The organism is Formosa sp. A9 (assembly GCF_051200825.1).
In the GTDB taxonomy this organism is placed as follows: Bacteria; Bacteroidota; Bacteroidia; order Flavobacteriales; family Flavobacteriaceae; genus Formosa.
Genome location: NZ_CP195158.1, coordinates 160077 through 180976, shown reverse-complemented (window position 1 = coordinate 180976; position 20900 = coordinate 160077). Strand labels below are relative to the sequence as shown.

Annotated in this window: 19 protein-coding genes; 9 read left to right on the top strand and 10 right to left on the bottom strand. The window is 35.3% G+C overall.

Translation table 11 applies throughout. The annotated features are described in order from the left end of the window. Positions 1-7: 7 nt before the first annotated feature. From ACR9EA_RS00700 to ACR9EA_RS00680, 5 genes are all read left to right on the top strand, one after another. Entirely contained in the window at positions 8-778 is a 771-nt protein-coding gene (locus tag ACR9EA_RS00700) for a copper resistance protein NlpE N-terminal domain-containing protein (RefSeq protein WP_435136056.1), read from the top strand. A gap of 210 nt (positions 779-988) precedes the next feature. After that, positions 989-2572 carry a hypothetical protein gene (locus ACR9EA_RS00695; protein WP_435136053.1) on the top strand — a complete coding sequence of 528 codons (1584 nt, stop codon included), beginning with the start codon at positions 989-991 and terminating at the stop codon, positions 2570-2572. 80 nt (positions 2573-2652) lie between these two features. Then, on the top strand, positions 2653-4779 hold the full coding sequence (locus tag ACR9EA_RS00690; RefSeq protein WP_435136051.1) for a Tex family protein: 2127 nt from the start codon (positions 2653-2655) through the stop codon (positions 4777-4779). Positions 4780-4941: 162 nt separating this feature from the next. After that, positions 4942-5847 (top strand): histone deacetylase family protein, encoded by a 906-nt coding sequence (locus tag ACR9EA_RS00685; protein WP_435136049.1) that lies wholly within the window; start codon positions 4942-4944, stop codon positions 5845-5847. A 160-nt stretch (positions 5848-6007) separates the two neighbouring features. Beyond that, positions 6008-6526, top strand: a complete 519-nt coding sequence (locus ACR9EA_RS00680; protein WP_435136047.1) for a ferritin — start codon at positions 6008-6010, stop codon at positions 6524-6526. A gap of 389 nt (positions 6527-6915) precedes the next feature. On the opposite strand, the gene ACR9EA_RS00675 is transcribed toward ACR9EA_RS00680, so the two are convergent. Continuing rightward, on the bottom strand, positions 6916-9501 hold the full coding sequence (locus tag ACR9EA_RS00675; RefSeq protein WP_435136045.1) for a phosphoenolpyruvate carboxylase: 2586 nt from the start codon (positions 9499-9501) through the stop codon (positions 6916-6918). Positions 9502-9672: 171 nt separating this feature from the next. On the opposite strand from ACR9EA_RS00675, the gene ACR9EA_RS00670 reads away from it, so the two are divergent. After that, a complete protein-coding gene (locus ACR9EA_RS00670) occupies positions 9673-9870 on the top strand; it encodes a hypothetical protein (RefSeq protein ID WP_435136043.1) in 198 nt (65 codons plus the stop codon). A gap of 57 nt (positions 9871-9927) precedes the next feature. Here the strand turns inward: ACR9EA_RS00670 and ACR9EA_RS00665 are convergent, their stop codons facing one another. The 5 genes from ACR9EA_RS00665 to ACR9EA_RS00645 form a co-directional block, all read right to left on the bottom strand. Further along, entirely contained in the window at positions 9928-10467 is a 540-nt protein-coding gene (locus ACR9EA_RS00665; protein WP_435136041.1) for a hypothetical protein, read from the bottom strand. 518 nt (positions 10468-10985) lie between these two features. Continuing rightward, entirely contained in the window at positions 10986-11498 is a 513-nt protein-coding gene (locus tag ACR9EA_RS00660) for a hypothetical protein (protein ID WP_435136039.1), read from the bottom strand. A 22-nt stretch (positions 11499-11520) separates the two neighbouring features. Next, positions 11521-12441 carry an OmpA family protein gene (locus ACR9EA_RS00655; RefSeq protein ID WP_435136037.1) on the bottom strand — a complete coding sequence of 307 codons (921 nt, stop codon included), beginning with the start codon at positions 12439-12441 and terminating at the stop codon, positions 11521-11523. A 184-nt stretch (positions 12442-12625) separates the two neighbouring features. Beyond that, a complete protein-coding gene (gene amaB, locus ACR9EA_RS00650; RefSeq protein WP_435136035.1) occupies positions 12626-14182 on the bottom strand; it encodes an L-piperidine-6-carboxylate dehydrogenase in 1557 nt (518 codons plus the stop codon). An 89-nt stretch (positions 14183-14271) separates the two neighbouring features. Next, on the bottom strand, positions 14272-16158 hold the full coding sequence (locus tag ACR9EA_RS00645) for a T9SS type B sorting domain-containing protein (RefSeq protein ID WP_435136033.1): 1887 nt from the start codon (positions 16156-16158) through the stop codon (positions 14272-14274). Between the two features lie 56 nt (positions 16159-16214). Here ACR9EA_RS00645 and ACR9EA_RS00640 point away from each other — a divergent pair, with 56 nt between their 5' ends. After that, the gene (locus ACR9EA_RS00640) at positions 16215-16517 is read left to right on the top strand and encodes an antibiotic biosynthesis monooxygenase family protein (RefSeq protein WP_435136031.1); all 303 of its coding nucleotides are present in this window, start codon (positions 16215-16217) and stop codon (positions 16515-16517) included. Between the two features lie 26 nt (positions 16518-16543). On the opposite strand, the gene ACR9EA_RS00635 is transcribed toward ACR9EA_RS00640, so the two are convergent. Then, positions 16544-17083 carry a TetR/AcrR family transcriptional regulator gene (locus ACR9EA_RS00635; protein WP_435136030.1) on the bottom strand — a complete coding sequence of 180 codons (540 nt, stop codon included), beginning with the start codon at positions 17081-17083 and terminating at the stop codon, positions 16544-16546. Positions 17084-17273: 190 nt separating this feature from the next. Here ACR9EA_RS00635 and ACR9EA_RS00630 point away from each other — a divergent pair, with 190 nt between their 5' ends. Together ACR9EA_RS00630 and ACR9EA_RS00625 are read left to right on the top strand one after the other, a co-directional pair. After that, a complete protein-coding gene (locus ACR9EA_RS00630; protein WP_435136028.1) occupies positions 17274-18158 on the top strand; it encodes a DsbA family oxidoreductase in 885 nt (294 codons plus the stop codon). 23 nt (positions 18159-18181) lie between these two features. Then, positions 18182-19066 (top strand): NmrA family NAD(P)-binding protein, encoded by an 885-nt coding sequence (locus tag ACR9EA_RS00625; RefSeq protein ID WP_435136026.1) that lies wholly within the window; start codon positions 18182-18184, stop codon positions 19064-19066. Between the two features lie 131 nt (positions 19067-19197). Here ACR9EA_RS00625 and ACR9EA_RS00620 read toward each other — a convergent pair whose 3' ends face one another. From ACR9EA_RS00620 to ACR9EA_RS00610, 3 genes are read right to left on the bottom strand one after another with little or no spacing between them, the layout of a single operon-like run. Next, on the bottom strand, positions 19198-19851 hold the full coding sequence (locus ACR9EA_RS00620) for an HAD family hydrolase (protein ID WP_435136024.1): 654 nt from the start codon (positions 19849-19851) through the stop codon (positions 19198-19200). An 18-nt stretch (positions 19852-19869) separates the two neighbouring features. Then, positions 19870-20427, bottom strand: a complete 558-nt coding sequence (locus tag ACR9EA_RS00615; protein ID WP_435136022.1) for a YciI family protein — start codon at positions 20425-20427, stop codon at positions 19870-19872. Next, the gene (locus ACR9EA_RS00610) at positions 20415-20888 is read right to left on the bottom strand and encodes a CYTH domain-containing protein (protein ID WP_435136020.1); all 474 of its coding nucleotides are present in this window, start codon (positions 20886-20888) and stop codon (positions 20415-20417) included. The genes ACR9EA_RS00615 and ACR9EA_RS00610 overlap by 13 nt, the downstream gene beginning before the upstream one ends. Positions 20889-20900 lie beyond the last annotated feature (12 nt).

The window sequence follows — 20900 nt, the reverse complement described above, 5'->3', positions numbered from 1 at the left end:
AACTATTATGATGAAGAACATTTCACTCTTTTTAGTCCTAGCTATTACGATTATCAGTTGTAAATCAACTTCAGAAACATCTACCGACACACCTGTTGGCGATACCAGTCAAACCAGTTTAGATTGGAATGGCATCTATGTTGGCACGACGCCTTGCGCCGATTGCCCGGGTATTAAAACGGTAATTATCCTAAACAACGATTTAACGTATACAAAACAAACCAAATATCTAGAACGCCCTGTTGATGCAACTAGCGAAACCGGAACATTCTCTTGGAATGCAGCAGGAAACACCGTAACTTTAAAAGCCAATGGTAACACGCAGGCTTATTTTGTTGGCGAAGGCACGTTAACACATCTAGACCTAAATGGTAAAAAAATAACTGGCGATTTAGCCGATAAATACGTTTTAAAACAACAACCCGAAAACATGCTTATAGACACGCCTTGGAAATTAGTAGAACTTAACGGTAAACCGATAGCCAACGTTTCTAAACAACCGTTTTTATTGTTAAGCGGTACCGACAACCGAGTAAGTGGTAATACCAGTTGCAACGGTTTTGGTGGCGAATACGAATTACTAGAAGGCAACCGTATAAAATTTTCTAAAATGATGCACACCATGATGGCATGCCCAGACATGACTGTCGAAAATCAATTTATGAAAGTTTTAGAAATGGCAGACAATTATTCTGTGGTAAATGGCGTTCTAAATATTAACAAAGGCAGAATGGCTACTTTAGCAAAATTTAAAGTTGATTATTTATTAAGCAACTAAATCTTTTTGCCCTAAATCAATTATTAAAGACCTCACAATCTTATATTGGGAGGTCTTTTTTTATTTCTTTATTATTCTCTTTTTTATAAGTACAACGTCTCTTACAAAAATAGAAATAGTGTAAATTAAACCATAAGCTTCCTTCACGGAAAGCGCTATTTTTTTACTAAAATATATTACTTTGCATCGCCTAAAAAAACTTAACCTCATATGAAAAGACTTACAGCCTTATTATGTATTTACTGTTTTGCCTCTAATCTATTTGCGCAAGACGTATTAGCAACCTTTAAAAACAAAGTAGACGACACCAACTTATCTATCAAAGAAGTTATTCCTGTTATTAACCAACGAAACAACGATTTATGTTTTTTCGTGTTAAATTCTAAAAACGTATACGGCTATTTACTAAATGAAAATTTCGAAATAGAAAAAAGTTTAAGCTCAGAAGATCGAAGAAGAAAGTATAAAACTTTAATTGGCTATGGTATCATAGATAAATTTAACTACGACATTATTTTAACGAATACCAATAAAACGAAATTTGCAACAGTAAATTTTTCTTTTAATACGGGTACTTCAGAATTAAAAGAATTTGAGCTTGACAATCCTCAAGAAAAATTTATTCAAACCGTTACAATTAACAACATTTGTTATTTAATAGCAATCGCTCGAGATAGTAACAGTTTAAAATTTTATAAATTAGATGGTTTAAATCCTCCAAAATCAAACCAAATAGATTTTTCAGATGAACATTTCATCGACCGCAAAGGTGGTAAAACCAAACTCTATACCCTATTTAAAGTAACAAGTAGTGGCACGATTACAGAAGCTGACACACCCAAAATAGATTACGATTTACCCAACACGGTGGAAGTCGTATCTGAAGAAAAAAAAATATATGTTAGAGATCATAAAATTGTTTTCACGTTTGATATCAACAAGGACCTTATTCAAATTATAACGATACATCCGGAAGATTTTAGTTACACCTTTAAAACACATTCTAAAAATGTTTTAGAAATCGACCAGCCTACAAAAAAGAGTAACAGCTTTCTTGGTAAAGATGCCCTATATACCTTAGAAGTTTCTAAAGACTCCTTGGGTTTCCAAGCCACAAATTATCATTCTAACGAAGTAATTAAACAAATTCGTATAAACAAAAACGACTCTATTACCTTCAAAAACACTAGTATTGTCCAAGAAGGTGGCGTTTACGATAAGTATAGAGAACTAGAAAGTACTCAAAAACTTTTAAGAAAACTAAGATTAGCAGATTTAGGCATTTCGGTATACAAACCACAAGACCAATACGAAATTACGATTGGTAGTAAAAAAGAAATGAAAACTACTAGCCCAATGCTAACGCCCATGGGAAATTTCGGCGCCATACCAATAGCATCTTTAGGCTCTGTAAACATGTTTTTTAACCCTACGCTATTTGCTTATTACAATTATAACGGAACTCGATCGGTGTACGTAAAATCGCTTTTCGATAAAGATTTCAATCATATAAAAGGAGAAATAAGTAAAAACATTTTCGATTTGGTGAAGGATTACACCGAAAATCGAAAAGAGTATATAAACCAATACAAAATTCCTAAAAACCAACCTGGCAGTGACATATTCAGCGATAAAAACAACCTTATTATTAACGGATTTAATAAAGATGCTGAAACCATTTTTAAATACAAAAGTTATTTAATTTTTGGAGAATACCATATCAAATCTAAAACATACATTTTAAGACAATTTAAACCTGCTACATCTGGTAAAGAAAACCACATTGTAAATTAATAACAATTATTTTATTTGTTTACATCTCTTTTTCCATGTTACCTTTGAAAGCGAGATTTTTTCTATAATATCCTATCCTAATGACATCAATAATTCAATATATAACTACATCTACACAATTAAATGAAAGTAGTGTCCAAAATACCCTAAAACTATTAAACGAAGACTGTACCATTCCCTTCATTTCTAGGTATCGTAAAGAATTAACAGGAAATTTAGATGAAGTCCAAATTGCCGAAATTTTAAAACATAAAGATGCTTTTGAAACTTTAGAAAAGCGTAAACAAACCATTTTAAAAGCGCTAGAAGAACAAGAAGTTTTAAGCACAGAACTACAGGCAAAGATTGAAGCAACTACAGATCTAATTAGTTTAGAAGACTTGTACTTACCCTTCAAAAAGAGTAGAAAAACCAAAGCAGAAAAAGCACGACAAGCTGGTCTGGAACCTTTGGCGAAAATTATCATGAGCCAAAATGCAAGAGATTTGGAATCTGCTGCTTATAATTATGTAAAAGGGGAAATAGACACGGTCGATGCCGCTTTAGAAGGCGCCAGACACATCATTGCCGAATGGGTTAACGAACGTAGCGATGTGCGAAACAACATACGTTACCAATTGCAGCGGTTTGCGAACATTAGCACTAAAGTTGTAAAAACAAAAGCCGATGATGAAAAAGCACAGAAATTCAGAGATTATTTCGATTGGTCCGAAAACTTAAGCCGCATCCCATCGCACCGACTACTCGCCATTTTAAGAGCAGAAAGTGAAGGATACATCCGTTTAAAAATTGAATTGGACGACGAAGCCGTTTTAACTAAAATAGAAAGTAGAATTATTAGGTCTAATTCAGAAAGTGCCCAACAGATACAACTGGCCATAAAAGATGCTTACAAACGTTTATTGCTACCAGCTTTAAGCAATGAGGCGTTACAATTAGCCAAAGAAAAAGCCGACGAATCGGCTATAACTGTTTTTGCCAAAAACTTAAAACAGTTGCTTTTAGGGTCGCCATTAGGCGAAAAACGCGTGTTAGCCATAGATCCCGGTTTTAGAACAGGTTGTAAAATTGTATGTCTAGATGCCCAAGGCGATTTAAAATACAATGAAACCATATATCCGCATCCACCAAAAAACGACACTACAGGAGCCATTAAAAAAATCAGTTCGCTGGTTGAAGCTTATAAAATTGAAGCTATTGCTATTGGCAACGGTACGGCGTCGCGCGAAACCGAACAACTTATTAGAAAAATACGTTTTAAAACCGATGTACAAGTATTTGTAGTTAGCGAAGCTGGTGCATCTATTTATTCGGCATCAAAAATTGCTCGCGATGAATTCCCAAATTACGATGTTACCGTTAGAGGTTCGGTGTCTATTGGGCGTCGTCTTCAAGATCCATTGGCAGAATTGGTGAAAATCGATGCTAAATCGATTGGCGTTGGGCAATACCAGCACGATGTCGATCAAACCAAACTCAAACAATCTTTAGATTTGGTAGTCGAAAATTGCGTGAATGCCGTGGGTGTAAACATCAATACTGCTAGTACATCGCTTTTAAGTTACGTGTCGGGAATAGGCCCTAAACTCGCCGAAAACATTGTAAACCACCGTTCCAAACAAGGGCCATTTACATCGCGATCGGAAATTAAGCAAGTGCCCCGTTTAGGCGACAAGGCTTTTGAACAGAGTGCGGCATTCCTCCGCATTAAAGACCCGAAAAACCCTTTAGACGATTCGGCTGTACACCCAGAACGCTACGCCATTGTTAAACAAATGGCGAAAGATACGGGTAAAACTGTCGATGCCCTTATAGGCAACAGTTCCGTTTTAAAAACTATCAACCTAAAAACCTATTGTTCGGAAACAGTAGGTTTACCAACCCTGGAAGACATCATTAAAGAATTGGAAAAACCTGGTTTAGACATACGCGAACAAGCCAAAGTTTTCACTTTTAATCAAAATATTAAAACGATTAACGATTTAAACGAAGGTCAATTACTACCGGGTATTGTAAATAACATTACCAATTTTGGCTGTTTTGTAGATATCGGTATAAAAGAAAGCGGTTTAATTCATGTCTCTAATTTATCCGATAGTTTTGTTAGCGATGTTAGCGAACATGTGAGTTTGCATCAGCAAATTATCGTAAAAGTGTTGGAGGTGGATGTGGCGAGGAAACGCATCCAATTAAAGCTTCATAAATAATTAAAGTTCAATTTAAAAGATTGTCAATTCGAGCGCAGTCGAGAATAATAAAAAGTTTCAACCTGTAAAGGATTTCAATGGCGCTCAACCTAACAAAACGCCGTTAAAGACAAAGTAACTAAGTTAAGTTAAAAAAATTCATCCGAACACCCTTTAAATAGCATGCTAAAAATTGCGTATCATCCATTATACAACCATCCGTTACCCGAAGGGCATCGGTTTCCTATGGAAAAATACGATCTGCTTCCAGAACAATTAATATATGAAGGCACCTGTACTTCTAGTCATTTTTTCACACCTGAATACATTCAAAATCACAATACTATTTTACAAGTTCATGACGCCAATTATTTTTACGATTTACTTAACTTGACTTTAGATCAAAAAACAATACGAAAAATAGGATTTCCATTAAGCAGAACCTTAGTGAAGCGTGAAATTATAATTGCCGACGGTACCATTACAGCCTGTAAACACGCTCTAAAATATGGTATAGCTATGAATATTGCAGGCGGCACGCACCATGCATACACCACACATGGCGAAGCGTTTTGCTTGCTAAACGACCAAGCCATTGCGGCTAAATTTTTACTCGATACAGGTAAAGCCTCTCAAATTTTAATTATAGATTTAGATGTGCATCAAGGCAATGGCACCGCTGAAATTTTTAAAAACGAGCCGCGCGTCTTTACCTTTTCTATGCATGGTAAAAACAACTATCCGTTTAAAAAGGAACACAGCAATCTAGATATCGCTTTAGAAAATAACACCAACGATACCTCGTATTTAAGCATTCTTAAAAACACCTTAGCCCAATTGATAGATCAGGTGCAGCCCGATTTTATATTTTACCTGTCGGGGGTAGATGTTTTAGCAACGGATAAATTAGGCAAATTGGGTTTAACACTTTTAGGCTGTAAAGCTAGAGATAAAATGGTGTTAGAAACTTGTAAAACAAATAACATTCCTGTTATGTGCAGTATGGGAGGTGGGTATTCGCCAGAATTAAAAACCATTATTGAGGCACATGCCAATACGTTTAGACTGGCTCAAGAACTTTTCTTTTAAAACCTAATTTAAAATTGTTCTATTAAAAGAAGCCTTTAAATTGCGTAACTTTACTTATAAATCGTAGTAAAACACGATGGAAAGCATGATATATAAACACCATGACATGTTACGATACAGGCTTTCCTAAATATAAATTACTAAATATAAAAAAGAAATTATGTTATCAAAAATTATAGAAAAAGCATTAAACAAGCAAATACGAATTGAAGCCGAATCTTCGCAAATCTATCTTGCCATGGCATGTTGGGCAGAAGTGAAAGGCCTAGAAGGTGTTGCTAATTTTATGTACAAACAGTCTGACGAAGAGCGTGAGCACATGCTAAAATTAGTCCGTTTTGTTAACGAACGTGGCGGACATGCACAAATCTCTGAATTGAAAGCACCAAACGTTACCTTTAAATCGTTTAAAGGGATGTTTGAAATGTTATTTGAACACGAAGTTTTTGTAAGCGAAAGTATAAACGAATTAGTACATATTTCTTTAGAACAGAAAGACTACTCGACACACAACTTCTTACAATGGTATGTGTCCGAACAAATAGAAGAAGAAGCCATGGCACGCACTATTTTAGATAAGATAAATATGATTGGAGACGACAAAGGCGGATTATATTTATTTGACCGTGATATTAACCAACTTACCGTAAGCACTGCCGTCCAAGAAAGTCCAGAATAATTTAACATTTAATCTTATTTAGATTAATTTAAAATAATTATTTTTGAACCCAACATGCTAACACACATGAGTTTTGGGCAAGAAAAAAGATAAAAAGACACAAAAAAAAGAGCTTAAAAAAGCTAAGAAAATTTTATTGAATGCCGGAATAGAAATTTCGGATAAGTGCAAAACCAAATGCTGCGAAAAGTATCAGAAATCGGAAAAGAAACGTTGCAAAAAATGCCCGTGTTTCGATTTATTGAAGAAAGTAGCGTAATTGATATATAAAGAAAACTTAGCCCTTCAAGGTTTTAAAAACTTTGAAGGGCTTTTTAATTTTGAACCTCTGCCCATAAAAAAACCTCCGAATTTGTGTTCGGAGGTTTTTCAATATATAAGTTTCTTAATTAAGCCGAATTACGACTGGCATTAATATTACCAAATAACGAGCGTGTTACAAGATTTTCGTAAATTTTAATTTGCTCTTCATCTCTTACCTCTGCTTTTTCCAACTCTTGGATTTTACGCAATGCAAATTGCTGAATGGTTAACAATGGTAACACTATAGATTCTCTAATGTCGATAGAAGCTTTACCAGCAGGCTCGTCTTGCATTAAGACTTCGTACCCCGTAAGCTTTAACAATAAACGCTTAGTCGTTTCGAATTCGGTGTAAATGATAGTCCAAAATGCACCAAACTCAGGGTCGTCGGCCATGTATTTTGTTAAATCGAAAAACGATTTAGACAGCGACATCATACTGTTTTCTATAAGCGTTTTAAAGAATTTAGAGTCTTTGTACAATTGTTGTACTTTATCGAAATCTCCTGCATCTTCGTATTTTTTAAGGGCAGTACCAACACCAAAGAATCCAGGTACGTTTTGTTTTAGTTGGCTCCAAGACCCTACAAACGGAATAGCTCTTAAATCTTCAAAAACCAAGCCATCGCCTTTACCGCGTTTAGATGGTCTACTACCAATATTGGTTTTAGCATAGTATTTTAACGTACTCATACGCTCTAAATACGGCACGAACATCGGATGATTTTTAAAATCGACATAGGTTTTATAACTGATAGTCGCCAGATCGTTCATAACTTCTGTATTAGTCTCAGACATGGCGTTTTCCTTCTCGTTAAAACGGTTATAAATACCCGAGCTTATTAACTGCTCTAAATTGTATTGCGACGAGTCTAAAGTTCCGAAATTCGAGCTTATGGTTTGTCCTTGTATGGTTAACTGCACCTCTTTATCTTCAATTGTTGGCCCTAAAGACGCATAAAACTGGTGCGTTTTTCCGCCACCACGTGCAGGAGGTCCACCGCGACCATCAAAAAATATAACGGTTACATCGTATTTTCTAGAGACTTCTGTTAGGCGTTCTTTGGCTTTAAAAATTGCCCAGTTGGCCATTAAATACCCACCATCTTTTGTACCGTCGGAGAAACCTAACATAATATGCTGTCTGTTACCGCGATTTTTTAAGTGAGCACTGTATGCTGGGTTGGTATATAACTCTTCCATAACCAAATGTGCATTCTCTAAATCGGGTACCGTTTCGAATAACGGCCCAATGTCTACAGTCAATTCATCGTGAAATGCCACTAACTTTAACATGGCAAACAACTGCATAACATTTAAAGTGGTTTGGTTATTACTAATAATATAGCGGTTTGCGGCTTGCTCGCCATTGCCTTCTTGAATTTCCTTAATAACCTGCATGGTTTTTAAGGCTTTTAAAACTTCTTCGTCTTCAAATAAAGCTAAATCTACTTTCCCTTTTACTTTAGATAGAACGGCAACTTGTTCGTCTTGAGACAAACTCAAATAATCCTCTGGGAAAATATCACTTCCCGAAGCAATAACCGCTTCTACCATTTGGGTAAATACTTTATCGTGAGCGCGGCTATCTTGACGGATATCTAAATTAGCGAAATGATAGCCAAACAACTTAATCTTATTTATAAAGCTATTAACTTCTGTAAGGTATAACGATTGGTGCTCGTCTTTTAGCAATTGCTTAATAACTTCCAATTCGCTTTTTAATTCTTCTAACGGCAAAATAGACGTATCTAAAGGATTAATCATGTGGTCCCAAAGCTTGGTCTCTATAGCCACTATACGGTGCTCTACCCCTTTAAATGTTAAGCGGCGGCGTAATTTTCGAGCATCTCTATAATAATTCTTTAACACGGTCTGCTTTAAACGGCGTGCCACTTGCATGGTTATTTCTGGCGTTACAAATGGATTTCCATCGCGATCGCCACCCGGCCAAAAACCAATGTTTAAAATATCGTTATCTATCGGGCCATTATCAAAAATGTTTTGTTGAATATAATCGTAAATGGTTCCGAACGAGTAGTAGAAAACATTTTCTAAATACCAAATAAGGCTAATGGCTTCGTCGTAAGGTGTTGGTTTATTATGCTTGTAAAACGGTGTTTTACCCAACTGGCCTAAAAGATCGTTTATTTGCAATAAGTTATCTTCGCGAATAGCCTTAGTTAATTCGGTAATAATACCTAAAACAGAACCCGGATAAAATTGTGTTGGATGTGCTGTTAACACAATTCTTACATTAAATTCTTCTAAATATTTTTTTAACTCTTCGCGACGCTGTTCTGATGATGCTGTTTCTTTTAAACTACGGAGCGTACCAATACCCTCCATATTATTAACCACCGGAAAAGCGGCATCTTCAATAGCATCAAACAACACCACTTGGCGTTCTATATATTGAATGAAACGAAAGAGTAAATTTATCTGACTCTCTTCTGAACGGCGTGCCTGATACTTCTTAAAAAAAGTCTCTACGATTGTAGATGGATTATCCCCATTTTGAAACCCTTTGGTACAGGTTTCATGAAAAAGGGGCAATAACACACCTGTTTTGGTTATCGCATCGAAGGGCAGCGTCATGAAGATGCTGTTGTAGATTTGATACTTAGATAAAACGTTTTGATTAAATCTAGTTAATTTTGGTTGTACTGACATTATTTACTTCTTCTTTAATTTTCATAAAAATACTAAAGGTTATCCGAAAGCTTGGTATAGTTTTACAATTTTTATGTAAATTTAATTTATACGAATTATTTGATTAATTTTTATGAATAAAAAAACGTTTTCGTTAAAATTTAACTTAAAAAAATAATTCAGTAATGTGTTATGAATAAAAAAAGAGCAATTATTATTTTATCGGTGTGTTGGCTGGCTTTTATTGTTTGGGAAATTCTGTTTATGAATTGGGCCAACCAACAAGGTACAGCTATGGTTCGATTCGACTTGGTGGTTATTCTTCCTATTTTAATTTTATTTACCATTTTTATGCTCTTTCAGATATATAGTAAAAGAAGAAAAAAGTAAGCTTTTAAACTTGCAACGCCTAGCCTACTGAGGTAATATTCGAATAAACTGACGCTACTATTGCGTAAACAGCGTATCAAAACGGCCTTCGCGTATTTCGACAATTTCTCCAGTATATGGATTTTCTATATCATACCAAAACGTACCCGACACGATATTATTTACCAAATCAAATTTACTTATATATAGCTCACCCGTATATTTTGAATTTGTTGTTGTAAATATTTGAGATGTAGAATTAGGATTAAAACTACTTCCTGCCCACGCATTATTAGGGACAATATCCATTAATTTATATGTTTCATTTTCTTTAATTTCTTTTTTTTCTGTACCAATATTTACGCTTATAAAGGATCCTACCCTATCATCACCTTGTATACCAAAATAATATCCACCATCTATATATTGATAATAACAATTAAAATACCCCCCACTAGTATCTATAAAAGACTTACCATTAACCTTACAGGCAAAAGTTCCCGCACCTATTTGTGTTTCAGGAGGTAGGGATTGGTTATTGTCATCATCATTACTACAACCTACTAAAACAATACATAATAGACTTATAAAAAACGACTTAAACATTCGTGTTATCATACTGCATTTTTTTTCTCTAAAACTAAGTTTTTCTTTTAAAACTTTACTACGGAAAAACCATAACTTGTGGTTTCTGGGAATTTTAATATGTAATATAAAGCGGAATCTAAACAGTAAAACTGATAATCCAAATTTCCATTGAGTTGATCAACAAGCTTCAGGTCTGAACAACATGGTATTGCCCAATTTTTACTCTTTAATTTTAAATTGTAAACTAGCTCATCCCAAAGAATAGTTTGTTAAATTTCACCTAAAGCACTCTGTAAAAAAACATAGTAAAAAAGGTCATAATCTTCCTCCAAAGGAAAAGAGAAAGACTACCTGTCAGCAATTCTTTGTATCTTCATAGTATTCCAAAATAAAACCCCGCTTTGAACCATATCGATCATTTTCAAGGTTTAGTATTACTTCAATATACACTAAAACCATTGTAGACGCAATGGTTTTAGTGCCTTATCAGGATCCAAAAAAAACCACCTGCGAACAGATGGTTTTTTTTAAATATAAGTTTTAAAATACTATTTACCGCCTTTTAAAACCTGTTGCCATTCGTATAGTTTTTTCCACTGTCCTTCGTAAGCCAACTTAGCTTGTTCTGGCCAAGTTCCAGGGTTATGCACTTTGTAAGCCTCACCGCCTCCGTCAAGCACTTTCTGGCAGGTAGCAATACTCGCTTCGGACAACGATTTCCAAGTTGTAATTCCAGAGTCGTGAAACAATTGTTCTATTTTAGGCCCAATACCCTCTACAATTTTTAAATCGTTTTCTTTTATCAGTTTACCATAAATTGCTTTAGCTTCTGCCGCATTAAAAGCAATTAAAGGAGCTGCCATAGCAGCCGCCATTCTGCTGTCTTGCATTTTTAAAGCGCCAAGCTTAGAGTTACAATCTTTTAAATCGGCTTCTAATTTAGATATCTTAGAGGTGTAACCACTAACATCTACTGGTTTCTGACCTGCTTTGCCTAACAAATAGCCTAGTAAAGCACTTATTAGTCCAACAATTAACGGGATTAAAATACACATATTCATAATTTATATTTTTATTGATTTTTTAGTTTAAGGTTACAATGGTTCTTCTATTTTGGGCTTTACCTTCATCGGTTGTATTATCGGCTATAGGTTCTGTTTGCCCTTTAGAAATGGTAGTTATTTTACTTTCTGGTATATGATTTCTTATAAAATAAGATTTTGCGAAATCGGCGCGTTTTTGCCCAAGCACCATATTACTTTCTGCATTCCCAGTGTTATCTGTATGTCCTACAATAGTAATGGCTGCACCGTCTACTTTATCTAAATACCTAGAAATTTTAGCTACTTTCTCGCGTTGTTCTGTACTTAAATTAATACTAGATTCGGCAGTATCGAAATACAACACTAACGGATTTGCTTTAATATCTTCTGCTATTAAAGTAAGCCCCTCTAAATGCGACTCGTCTCCCTCCTCTCTGGTAACAATCTCGTAAGCTTCCGGACCATAAAACACATCGTCTTGATCGGGAACCAATGTATCATTAAGTTCGCCAAATGTATCTATTTGTCGCGAAGACATGCCTTTAGACACAAAATAGTTTTTTACCGCATTGGCACGCGCTAACCCTAGATTAGGAAATGCAGAATTATTAATCTCGTCGCTCGTGTAATACCCTGTAATTTTAAGTGTTTTTAAAGGATATGCCCCTAAATAACGCTTTAGGCTATCTATACCATTTTCAACCTTTTGAGAGACAGGTTGTAAAATTGAAATACCAGAAACCTTAAAATTAATGTTATCGTTAACATTAATGTTTAAATCTCCGTTAGAATCGTTTACCAAAAACGGATTCATTGTGGCCGCTACAGGTTCTTCTATTACCATGGTTTCTTCTACAATTTCTTCTTCTGCACAACAGGTTGCACACAAACTGTTATACAAAACTGTACCAAGAAAAATGGTTAACAAAATACCGAGTAGGTAAAGTGCTTTTTTACTCATTGGTTAATTAATTTTAAGTTATTGACCATTAAGGTATTAATTTTTTCAATAAGATTTTAGATTAAAAAAACATAACCGATTAAATACAAAGTACTTATCGTTTAACTGTTAAAAAATCTGTTATAAAGTAAAAAGCGTCACCAAAAATATTTGATGACGCTTTTTTCAATTGTATTTCTAATCCTTACAATTCGAACTTAATACCTTGTGCCAAAGGCAGATTAGCGGTATAATTAATGGTATTGGTTTGTCGTCTCATATACACCTTCCATGCGTCGGAACCAGATTCTCTTCCGCCACCTGTTTCCTTTTCACCTCCAAAAGCACCACCAATTTCGGCACCCGAAGTTCCTATATTAACATTAGCAATACCGCAATCGGAACCATTAACCGATAAAAATTGTTCGGCTTCTCTTAAATTATTAGTCATTATTGCAGACGATAATCCTTGAGCTACGTTATTTTGAATTTCAATAGCTTCAGAAACATCTCCTGAATATTTTAATAAATATAATACTGGAGCAAAAGTTTCGTGTTGCACAATTTCAAATTCAGGCTTAGCTTCGGCTATAGCTGGTTTAACATAGCACCCGCTTTCGTAGCCCTTGCCAGTTAACACACCTCCTTCAATAATAATATTTCCACCTGCTTCTACCACTTTTTTTAAGGCATCGTTATACATTGCAACCGCATCTGTATCGATTAAAGGCCCTACATGATGCTTCTCATCTAAAGGATTTCCTATCTTTAATTGTTTGTACGCATGTACTAAAGCATCTTTAACAGTATCGTAAATACTCTCGTGAATAATTAGACGTCTTGTAGACGTACACCGTTGACCACAAGTTCCTACCGCACCAAAAACAGCACCAATAACCGTCATTTTTATATCGGCATCGGGCGTTACAATTATTGCATTGTTCCCGCCTAATTCCAATAACGATTTACCCAGTCGGGCAGCAACATCCTGCGCTACAATTTTACCCATTCGGGTAGATCCGGTTGCAGAAATTAAAGGTATACGCTTGTCTTTAGTTAACATTTCGCCTACATGAAAATCGCCATTTACTAAACAAGAAATGCCTTCAGGCAAATTATTTTCCGCAAACACTTCGGCTGCTAAATACTGACAGGCAATACCTGTTAATGGTGTTTTTTCGCTAGGTTTCCAAATACAAACATCGCCACAAACCCAAGCCAATGCGGTGTTCCAAGACCAAACGGCTACAGGAAAATTAAAAGCCGAAATAATACCAACCACGCCTAAAGGATGATATTGCTCGTACATGCGATGGCCAGCGCGCTCGGAATGCATGGTTAAACCATGTAATTGACGCGATAACCCCACAGCAAAATCGCAGATATCTATCATTTCTTGAACCTCGCCTAAGCCTTCTTGAAAACTCTTTCCCATCTCGTAGGATACTAAGGTGCCCAAATTCTTTTTATGCTTTCGCAATTTATCTCCGAACTGCCTAACAACCTCACCACGTTGCGGTGCTGGTGTTGTTCTCCAGATTTTAAAAGCTTCTTGAGCCGACGTTATAACAGTTTCGTAATCTGCTTGTGTTGTAATTTTTACAGCACCAATTAATTGTCCGTCGACAGGCGAGTAACTTTGTATAGTTTCCGAACCACTTGCAAATGATTTAACTCCTGTAGATGTGCCATCATTTATCTCTTTAATTCCAAATGATTTAAGCACTTTTTTTATTTCGAATTTTGCTGAAACTGACTTCATTTTATATTTTTTTTCAATTTACACAATACATTATTGCGAATATAACCATTATAAACGGCTTTAAATTGACAGTGACTTATAAAATAAAGTTATCTTTTTAAGGTAAAATGGCCTGTAAACTTTTGCGAATTGATTTCTATTACATACCAGTAATCCGATTCTGGTAAATTTTCATTATTAAAAGTTCCATCCCAAGAAAAAGGCTGATTTTTTGAATACATAATTAACTTCCCATAGCGATTAAAAATAGATACTTCTGAAGTGTTATACGTTTCGATACCTATTAAATTGAAAACATCATGATTACCATCTCCATTTGGGGTAAAAAATAACGGAATAACAAAATGAAGATAATCCGTCTGGATATCTACACCACAACCATTGCGTTCGCGTACAAAAATAGTATAATAGCCACCATCTATACCTTTAAACACATTACTTGCTTGATAATTATTTCCATCTAAAGAATACTCAAAATCGCCAGGTAATGTCGTTTTAACATTAATAGCGCTCCCCTTAGAAGTAACACTTTCTATTTCTGGTGTTAAAATTTGATTTACAGTAAATGTTTTTAGACTAGAACAGCCTGCTAAATTAGTAATTGTAACAGTATAAATTCCTGGTGTAGTAATTGTAATTGAGGATGATGTTTCTCCTGTATTCCATAAATAACTTACATCTGGCTGTGTAGCATTTAAAATTAAGGGTTCGGAATTACACAATAACAAGGTTTCATCAAAAACTATTGGCGCATCAGAAACAGTATAAGTTACCGCAGTCCTGCTGTTAGAAGTACAAGCGCCTGCAACAGAAACTGCTTCAGCATAATACGTACCTGTTTTATTAGGTTGATATGATGTATTATTGGCTTCAATTAAATTTCCTCCAGAAACCGAATCGTACCAATTAACAGTTATTCCCGAAGGTACACTCACACTAATAGGTTGTTGGTTATTGTCGCAAACAACAACATCTCCGTTACTTACAGCGTCTTTTGGAGTTGGAATTACTTCAATTTTAAAAACATCGGTTAACGAATTACAATTATCGTTATTCACATTTATTTGGTCTTCGGCCACTTTAGCCCTATAAAACGTTGTTTGCAACACTGGGTTAGGAGTAAACTCACTATTTACCGCACCAACTATATCTGTCCAAATAATATCGTCGTTACTAATTTGCCATTGATAATAATGAGATGACGAAATTCCTGTTGTAGGATTTGCTTTAAGCGTACCTAAAGCCACAGGGGTTTCAGATTCACAGGCGACTACATCTGTTTGCAGGTTAATATCTTCAACAATAATTTTATCGCCACAAGACTTAAAAACAATATCGTCTATTGCAATATCATTCCCACAGCCACCAACACCATTATTTATCATTTTGAGAATAACAGAGTCTTGTCCAGGTTCCGAGGTAAATACCAATCCGTATTGTTCCCAATTAGGCGATGTTGTACCGCTAATGGCTCCAGTATCGCCAGCTGCAAGTAAAACAGTATCTGTATCGTCCCAAATTTGAAACTTTACATTAATAGGAATGCCAATACCATTACATCCAGATGCGGGCAATAAATTTAAAACCCAGGCAGAGAATTCGTAAGTAGTATTCTCGCACAAATCTTCAATAGATGTTCTAAAAAATTCATCGGCCTTATTATCGTTAGCATTCACAATCAGCATTCTACCATCTGTATCATTTACAGTATGATCGCTCGTATTATGCCACCCAAACCAATTCGTATTACTAGATATTGTATAGTAACCGTCGTTAGGAGAATCGTTTACATAAATATATGTAGTAGTGCCTTCAGGAAGTGCTGGTCCGTTTGTTAAACCTGCCCCGAAATCTTCTTTAAAAATTGGCGCTCCTGAATTTCCAGAGCAAAAACCAAGCTGTGCTAAGGTTGAGTTTGAGTAAAAAAACAATAGGAAACAACCAATTATTTTAATGCTATTAGTTAGTGTATTCACACTTTAAATATATTAATTTTGAATTTAAATCGCATTGCTTTTTTATACCCTTTATTATGAAACCACCTTATTACGCTGTTATTTTTACATCTAAACGCACCGAAATTAATTCTGGTTACGACGACATAGCGCTACATATGGAACAATTGGCCAAACACCAACCTGGATTTTTAGGTGTAGATAGCGCTAGAAGTACCATAGGAATTACTGTGAGTTACTGGAAAGACCTTGAAGCCATTAAATTATGGAAACAACAAACCGAACACAAACAAGCGCAAGCATTGGGCAAATTAAAATGGTATTCGTACTACAACGTTAAAATTTGTAAAGTAGAACGTGAATACGAATTTTCGGTTTAACAACTTGTTGTATACCATTAAAAAAACTACCGCTCAACATTAATAATACCCCAAAATCGTTCTACCAAATAACTCGGTTCAAGATCAGTTTTGGTTGTTAGCCACCACTCTATTAAACCTGCACCTGCTGAAATTGTAGCCTGTATCATGATTTCTTTATCAATTGGGTCTTTTATGGTCTTGCTTTCAATAAAATCACTTAATCCAACTTTTAGAATTTCTTCCATTCTTTTTCGAAAGAAAGTATTGTCCTCTCCTGTTAACATCACCTTATAAAAAGCAGCATTGTCATTTAAGTAATCAAAGGTGGTCAGCATGGCTTTTTTAGACGTAAACTCTTCTTTAATTCCACCTGCGCAACTGGTCATGAGTTGTGTAAGATGCATATCAATGCATTGTTCTCGTAACTCAAATTTATCCTTAAAATGAAGGTAAAATGTACCTCTATTTACATCAGCTTCTTTTGTGACCATCGCAATAGATAACTTTTGAAAAGGATGTTCGACCATCAATTTCGTAAAAGCATCAAATAAAGCCTGTCTCGATTTTTTAACTCTTCTGTCCATTTTTCATTGTGTTTTCAAAGCGGTATTATTCAACAGATTTCTTTAAAATGTTCATTAAGCAACATATCTAATCTATAATTTCTTAAATCTTTCTGCAAAGATAAATAAACACTTGTTGATAAATAAACACCTGTCTATTTTTGTGTGAGAATTAAAGATTATTAGCCACTTATAACTCTAAATGCACAATATGGAATTGAAAATAGCTTATAAAAAAAACAGACTAAAAGCAGTTTCCTTTATTGGTATTTGCACCATTGTCATCGGTACGATAGCCATTTTTAAAGTAACAGCACAGTCCAATAATCAAAATCAAGAAATGATGATTACAGAAAACAAAATATCAGAAACCGCAATAAATGAAGATAGTACCGTACTTGTAGAAGTGTGGTCAGATTACCTATGTCCGTGGTGTTATATAGGGGAAGCCAACCTTGATAATGCGATTGCTGATTTAGGTATCAATGCTACAGTGGTATACAAGAGCTTTCAGTCAAACCCTACATTGCAAGGAGCTTTTACCGTAAATGAAATCGCTAAGCAAAGCGGTTTTAGCTTAGAGGAAGCGAGAAAAAAGTCAAAATACATCGAGGATATGGCTAGTAGTGCAAATGTGGAACTACACATGGATTCGGTAATTATGGTAAACACAATGGATGCACACCGTTTTGCTTATATGGCCAAACAAAGAGGTCATGGCAAAGCAATGGCAAAGCGACTTTTTGAAGCTTCCTATTTGGAGGCTAAAAATATAGCAGACCCAAATGTGTTGGCAGGATTAGGTGAAGAATTTGGTATCTCAAAAGAAGAAACTTTAGCCATGTTGAAAAGCGACCAATATAGAGCTGAAATCAAATCGGAAATACAAGACGGTATTAATAATGGCCTACGTGGCGTACCGTATTTTGTAATTAATAAAAAATACTCGCTATCGGGAGCACAACCTAAAGAGGTGTTTAAAGAGACACTCTCAGGCATTTTAAAAGATGATGGTCCTTACAAACCTTTAATTAGCAAAAGCCTATCTGGTTATACCTGTGATGAAAATGGCTGTGAGGTTCCAATTAAACGATAATCAACTTTAAATTTTAAGAAATCATGATACTAATAACAGGAGCAACAGGTCATTTAGGCTATTTGACCTTAACAGAACTATTAAAAGAAAAGTCAGCATCCGAAATAGCAGTATTAGCTCGTAAAGTAAGTGACAAAACTAAAGAAATTGCCGCATTAGGCGTTGAAGTAAGAATTGGTGAATATGCCAGTAAGGAGTCCTTGCTAAAAGCTTTCAATGGTATTAAAACCCTTTTCTTTGTATCTACTCACGAAGCAGCACAAGATTTTACAGTTCATAAAAATGTTATTGATGCAGCAGTAAATAGCAACGTTCAAAGTATAGTATATACAAGTACACAAGGTGAAAAGTCACTAGGTAAGAATAATCCTGAAGGAGCTGCTGATATGCACGCCTTAACCGAAGAAGCTATTAAACAATCCGGTTTAAACTATACCATACTTCGAAATGCACCTTATATGGAATCCTTACCAATGATATTAGGTGAAAGCGTTTTAGATACTGGTTATTCAATGCCAATGGGCGAAGGAAAACTATCGTTTGCTACTAGACAGGATATGGCAATTGGCTCAGCCATAGTGTTATCCACAGATGAGCATGATCATAAAACTTATGAATTTGGAGGTACTGTTTCAGTAGGTTTCAATGAGGTTATGGAAATACTATCTGAATTGACGGGTAAAAATCTGGAATACAATCCAATTGATTCTGAAACCTACGAACAACAAAGTAAAGAAGCGGGTATCCCTGAAATGTACATTCAATCTAACCTGGGGTTTGCTAACCAAGTAAAGAATGGATATTTTGACCATCCTACTCAGGATTTAGCTAATATATTGGGACGAGAACCAGTTTCAGTTGAGGACTTTTTGAAAGAAACTTATATACAACAAGTAGAAAAGAGATAATAACTGAATATAAATTTATGTAAGCATAGCGGTTTGAGTGTCAACTTGAACCGTTTTTGTTTTTTTATAATAGGTATCTCGTTAACCGAACAGCAACGACATAAAATCCACCACGGTATATACATAAACCTTTATACACTTAGTACATCCAATAATTCTAACGGAGAATCTATAACATACCGAGCGCCATTGGCTTCTAATTCTGTTTTAGTTCTAAATCCCCAAGTTACACCAACACCGTGCATATTTGCATTGTTGGCTGTTTGCATATCAACATTCGTATCGCCTACAAAAAGTATGTCTGTAGTCTCGCAGTTGTAAGCTTTTGCAATTTCTAAGGCTTTAAACGGATTTGGTTTTTTTAAAGTTTCGTCTGTTAAACCCAAAACAAAATCGAAACAATCTGGAAGCAAAGTCATGGCAATTTCTTTGGTAAGCGCATCGGCTTTATTCGAGAAAATACTTAAATTTAAATCGGTTTCCGCCAATTGATTTAAAAGTGATAAAATATCTGGATACGGTTTTGTTTTAACCACACAGTTTGCTTTATAAACCTCCAACATGCCTTTAAATACCTCGTCTACCAACTGCTCTGTTTTATCGGGTGCAGGTATCACTTTTTCGGCGAGATTTTTAAGGCCATGACCTATAAAAATTTTGTATTCTTCGTAAGTGAATGTTGGATAATCGTAACGCTCTAATACCTGATTCATGGCATCGGCAATATCTGCAACCGAATCGACTAAAGTGCCATCCAAATCAAAAATAACGGCTTTAAACTTCATTTTTTAATATTTAGAGAATTAACGCAACATAAAACCTTTGGCTGCCCACCACGGGTGCACTTCTATTTCCAATCTACCAGCTTGCACCATAGGGTCTGCATTGGCTAAACTATCGGCCATTTTAAGCGTAGGCACATTATAAATGGTAATACCACGTATTTTTCCGTTATCTCCAAATGGACCAGAAATATCGGCATAACCCAATTCGTACATTTTCCCTAAGTGGGCTAAATGAGCTTCCTGTAATTTCTGGGCTTCTTCCTCATTTTGTGTTCTTACCGACCCGCTTTTTAAGAATGCAATAAAGTATTGTTGCATTAAAATGGTGTCTTTAGTTTTTTCGTCTATATAATCAAACGTCTTAAAACCTTGGGCTTCTAATTCGGCTTTAATTTCTTTTTGCGATTTCGTTTTTACGACTTCGTCTTCAAATACATCTAAGGTATCTGTTATCGCTTCTGTAGACAATGTATCTATCTCTGTATTTGCATTTAAAGGCTCTGGTTTGGTTTCATTTTTACAACTTAAAACCAAAATTAGAACAGATAACAAAATGATGTGTTTTATCTTTTCCATGTTGTGTACGGGTGTTTGCTTAATTGTGAATTATAATACTTAATATTTCCTGTAACTTCCTGTCCTAACCACGAGGGTTTGGCAAATTTTTCATTAACATGATTGAGTTCTACTTCTGCGATTATTAAACCTGCATTGCTTCCAAAAAATTCATCGACTTCAAAAATATGTTCCTTTTCTTTAATCTCGTAACGTATTTTATCGATAACACCTTCTTCACATAATTTCAATAACGATTCGGCATCCGATTTAGCAATACGTTTTTCCCATTCAAAACGCGACAAACCATCGGCTGTAGACAGTCCTTTAATGGTTAAAAACCCTTCTTCTCCTTTTAAACGCACTCTAACAGTTCTGGCTTTATCGGTATTTAAAAAGCCTTGAATAATTCTTGTGCTCTTAATTGCCTCGGCTTTAAAAGCATCAGAATTCACTAAAAATTTACGTTCTATCTCTACCATACAATTTTTAAA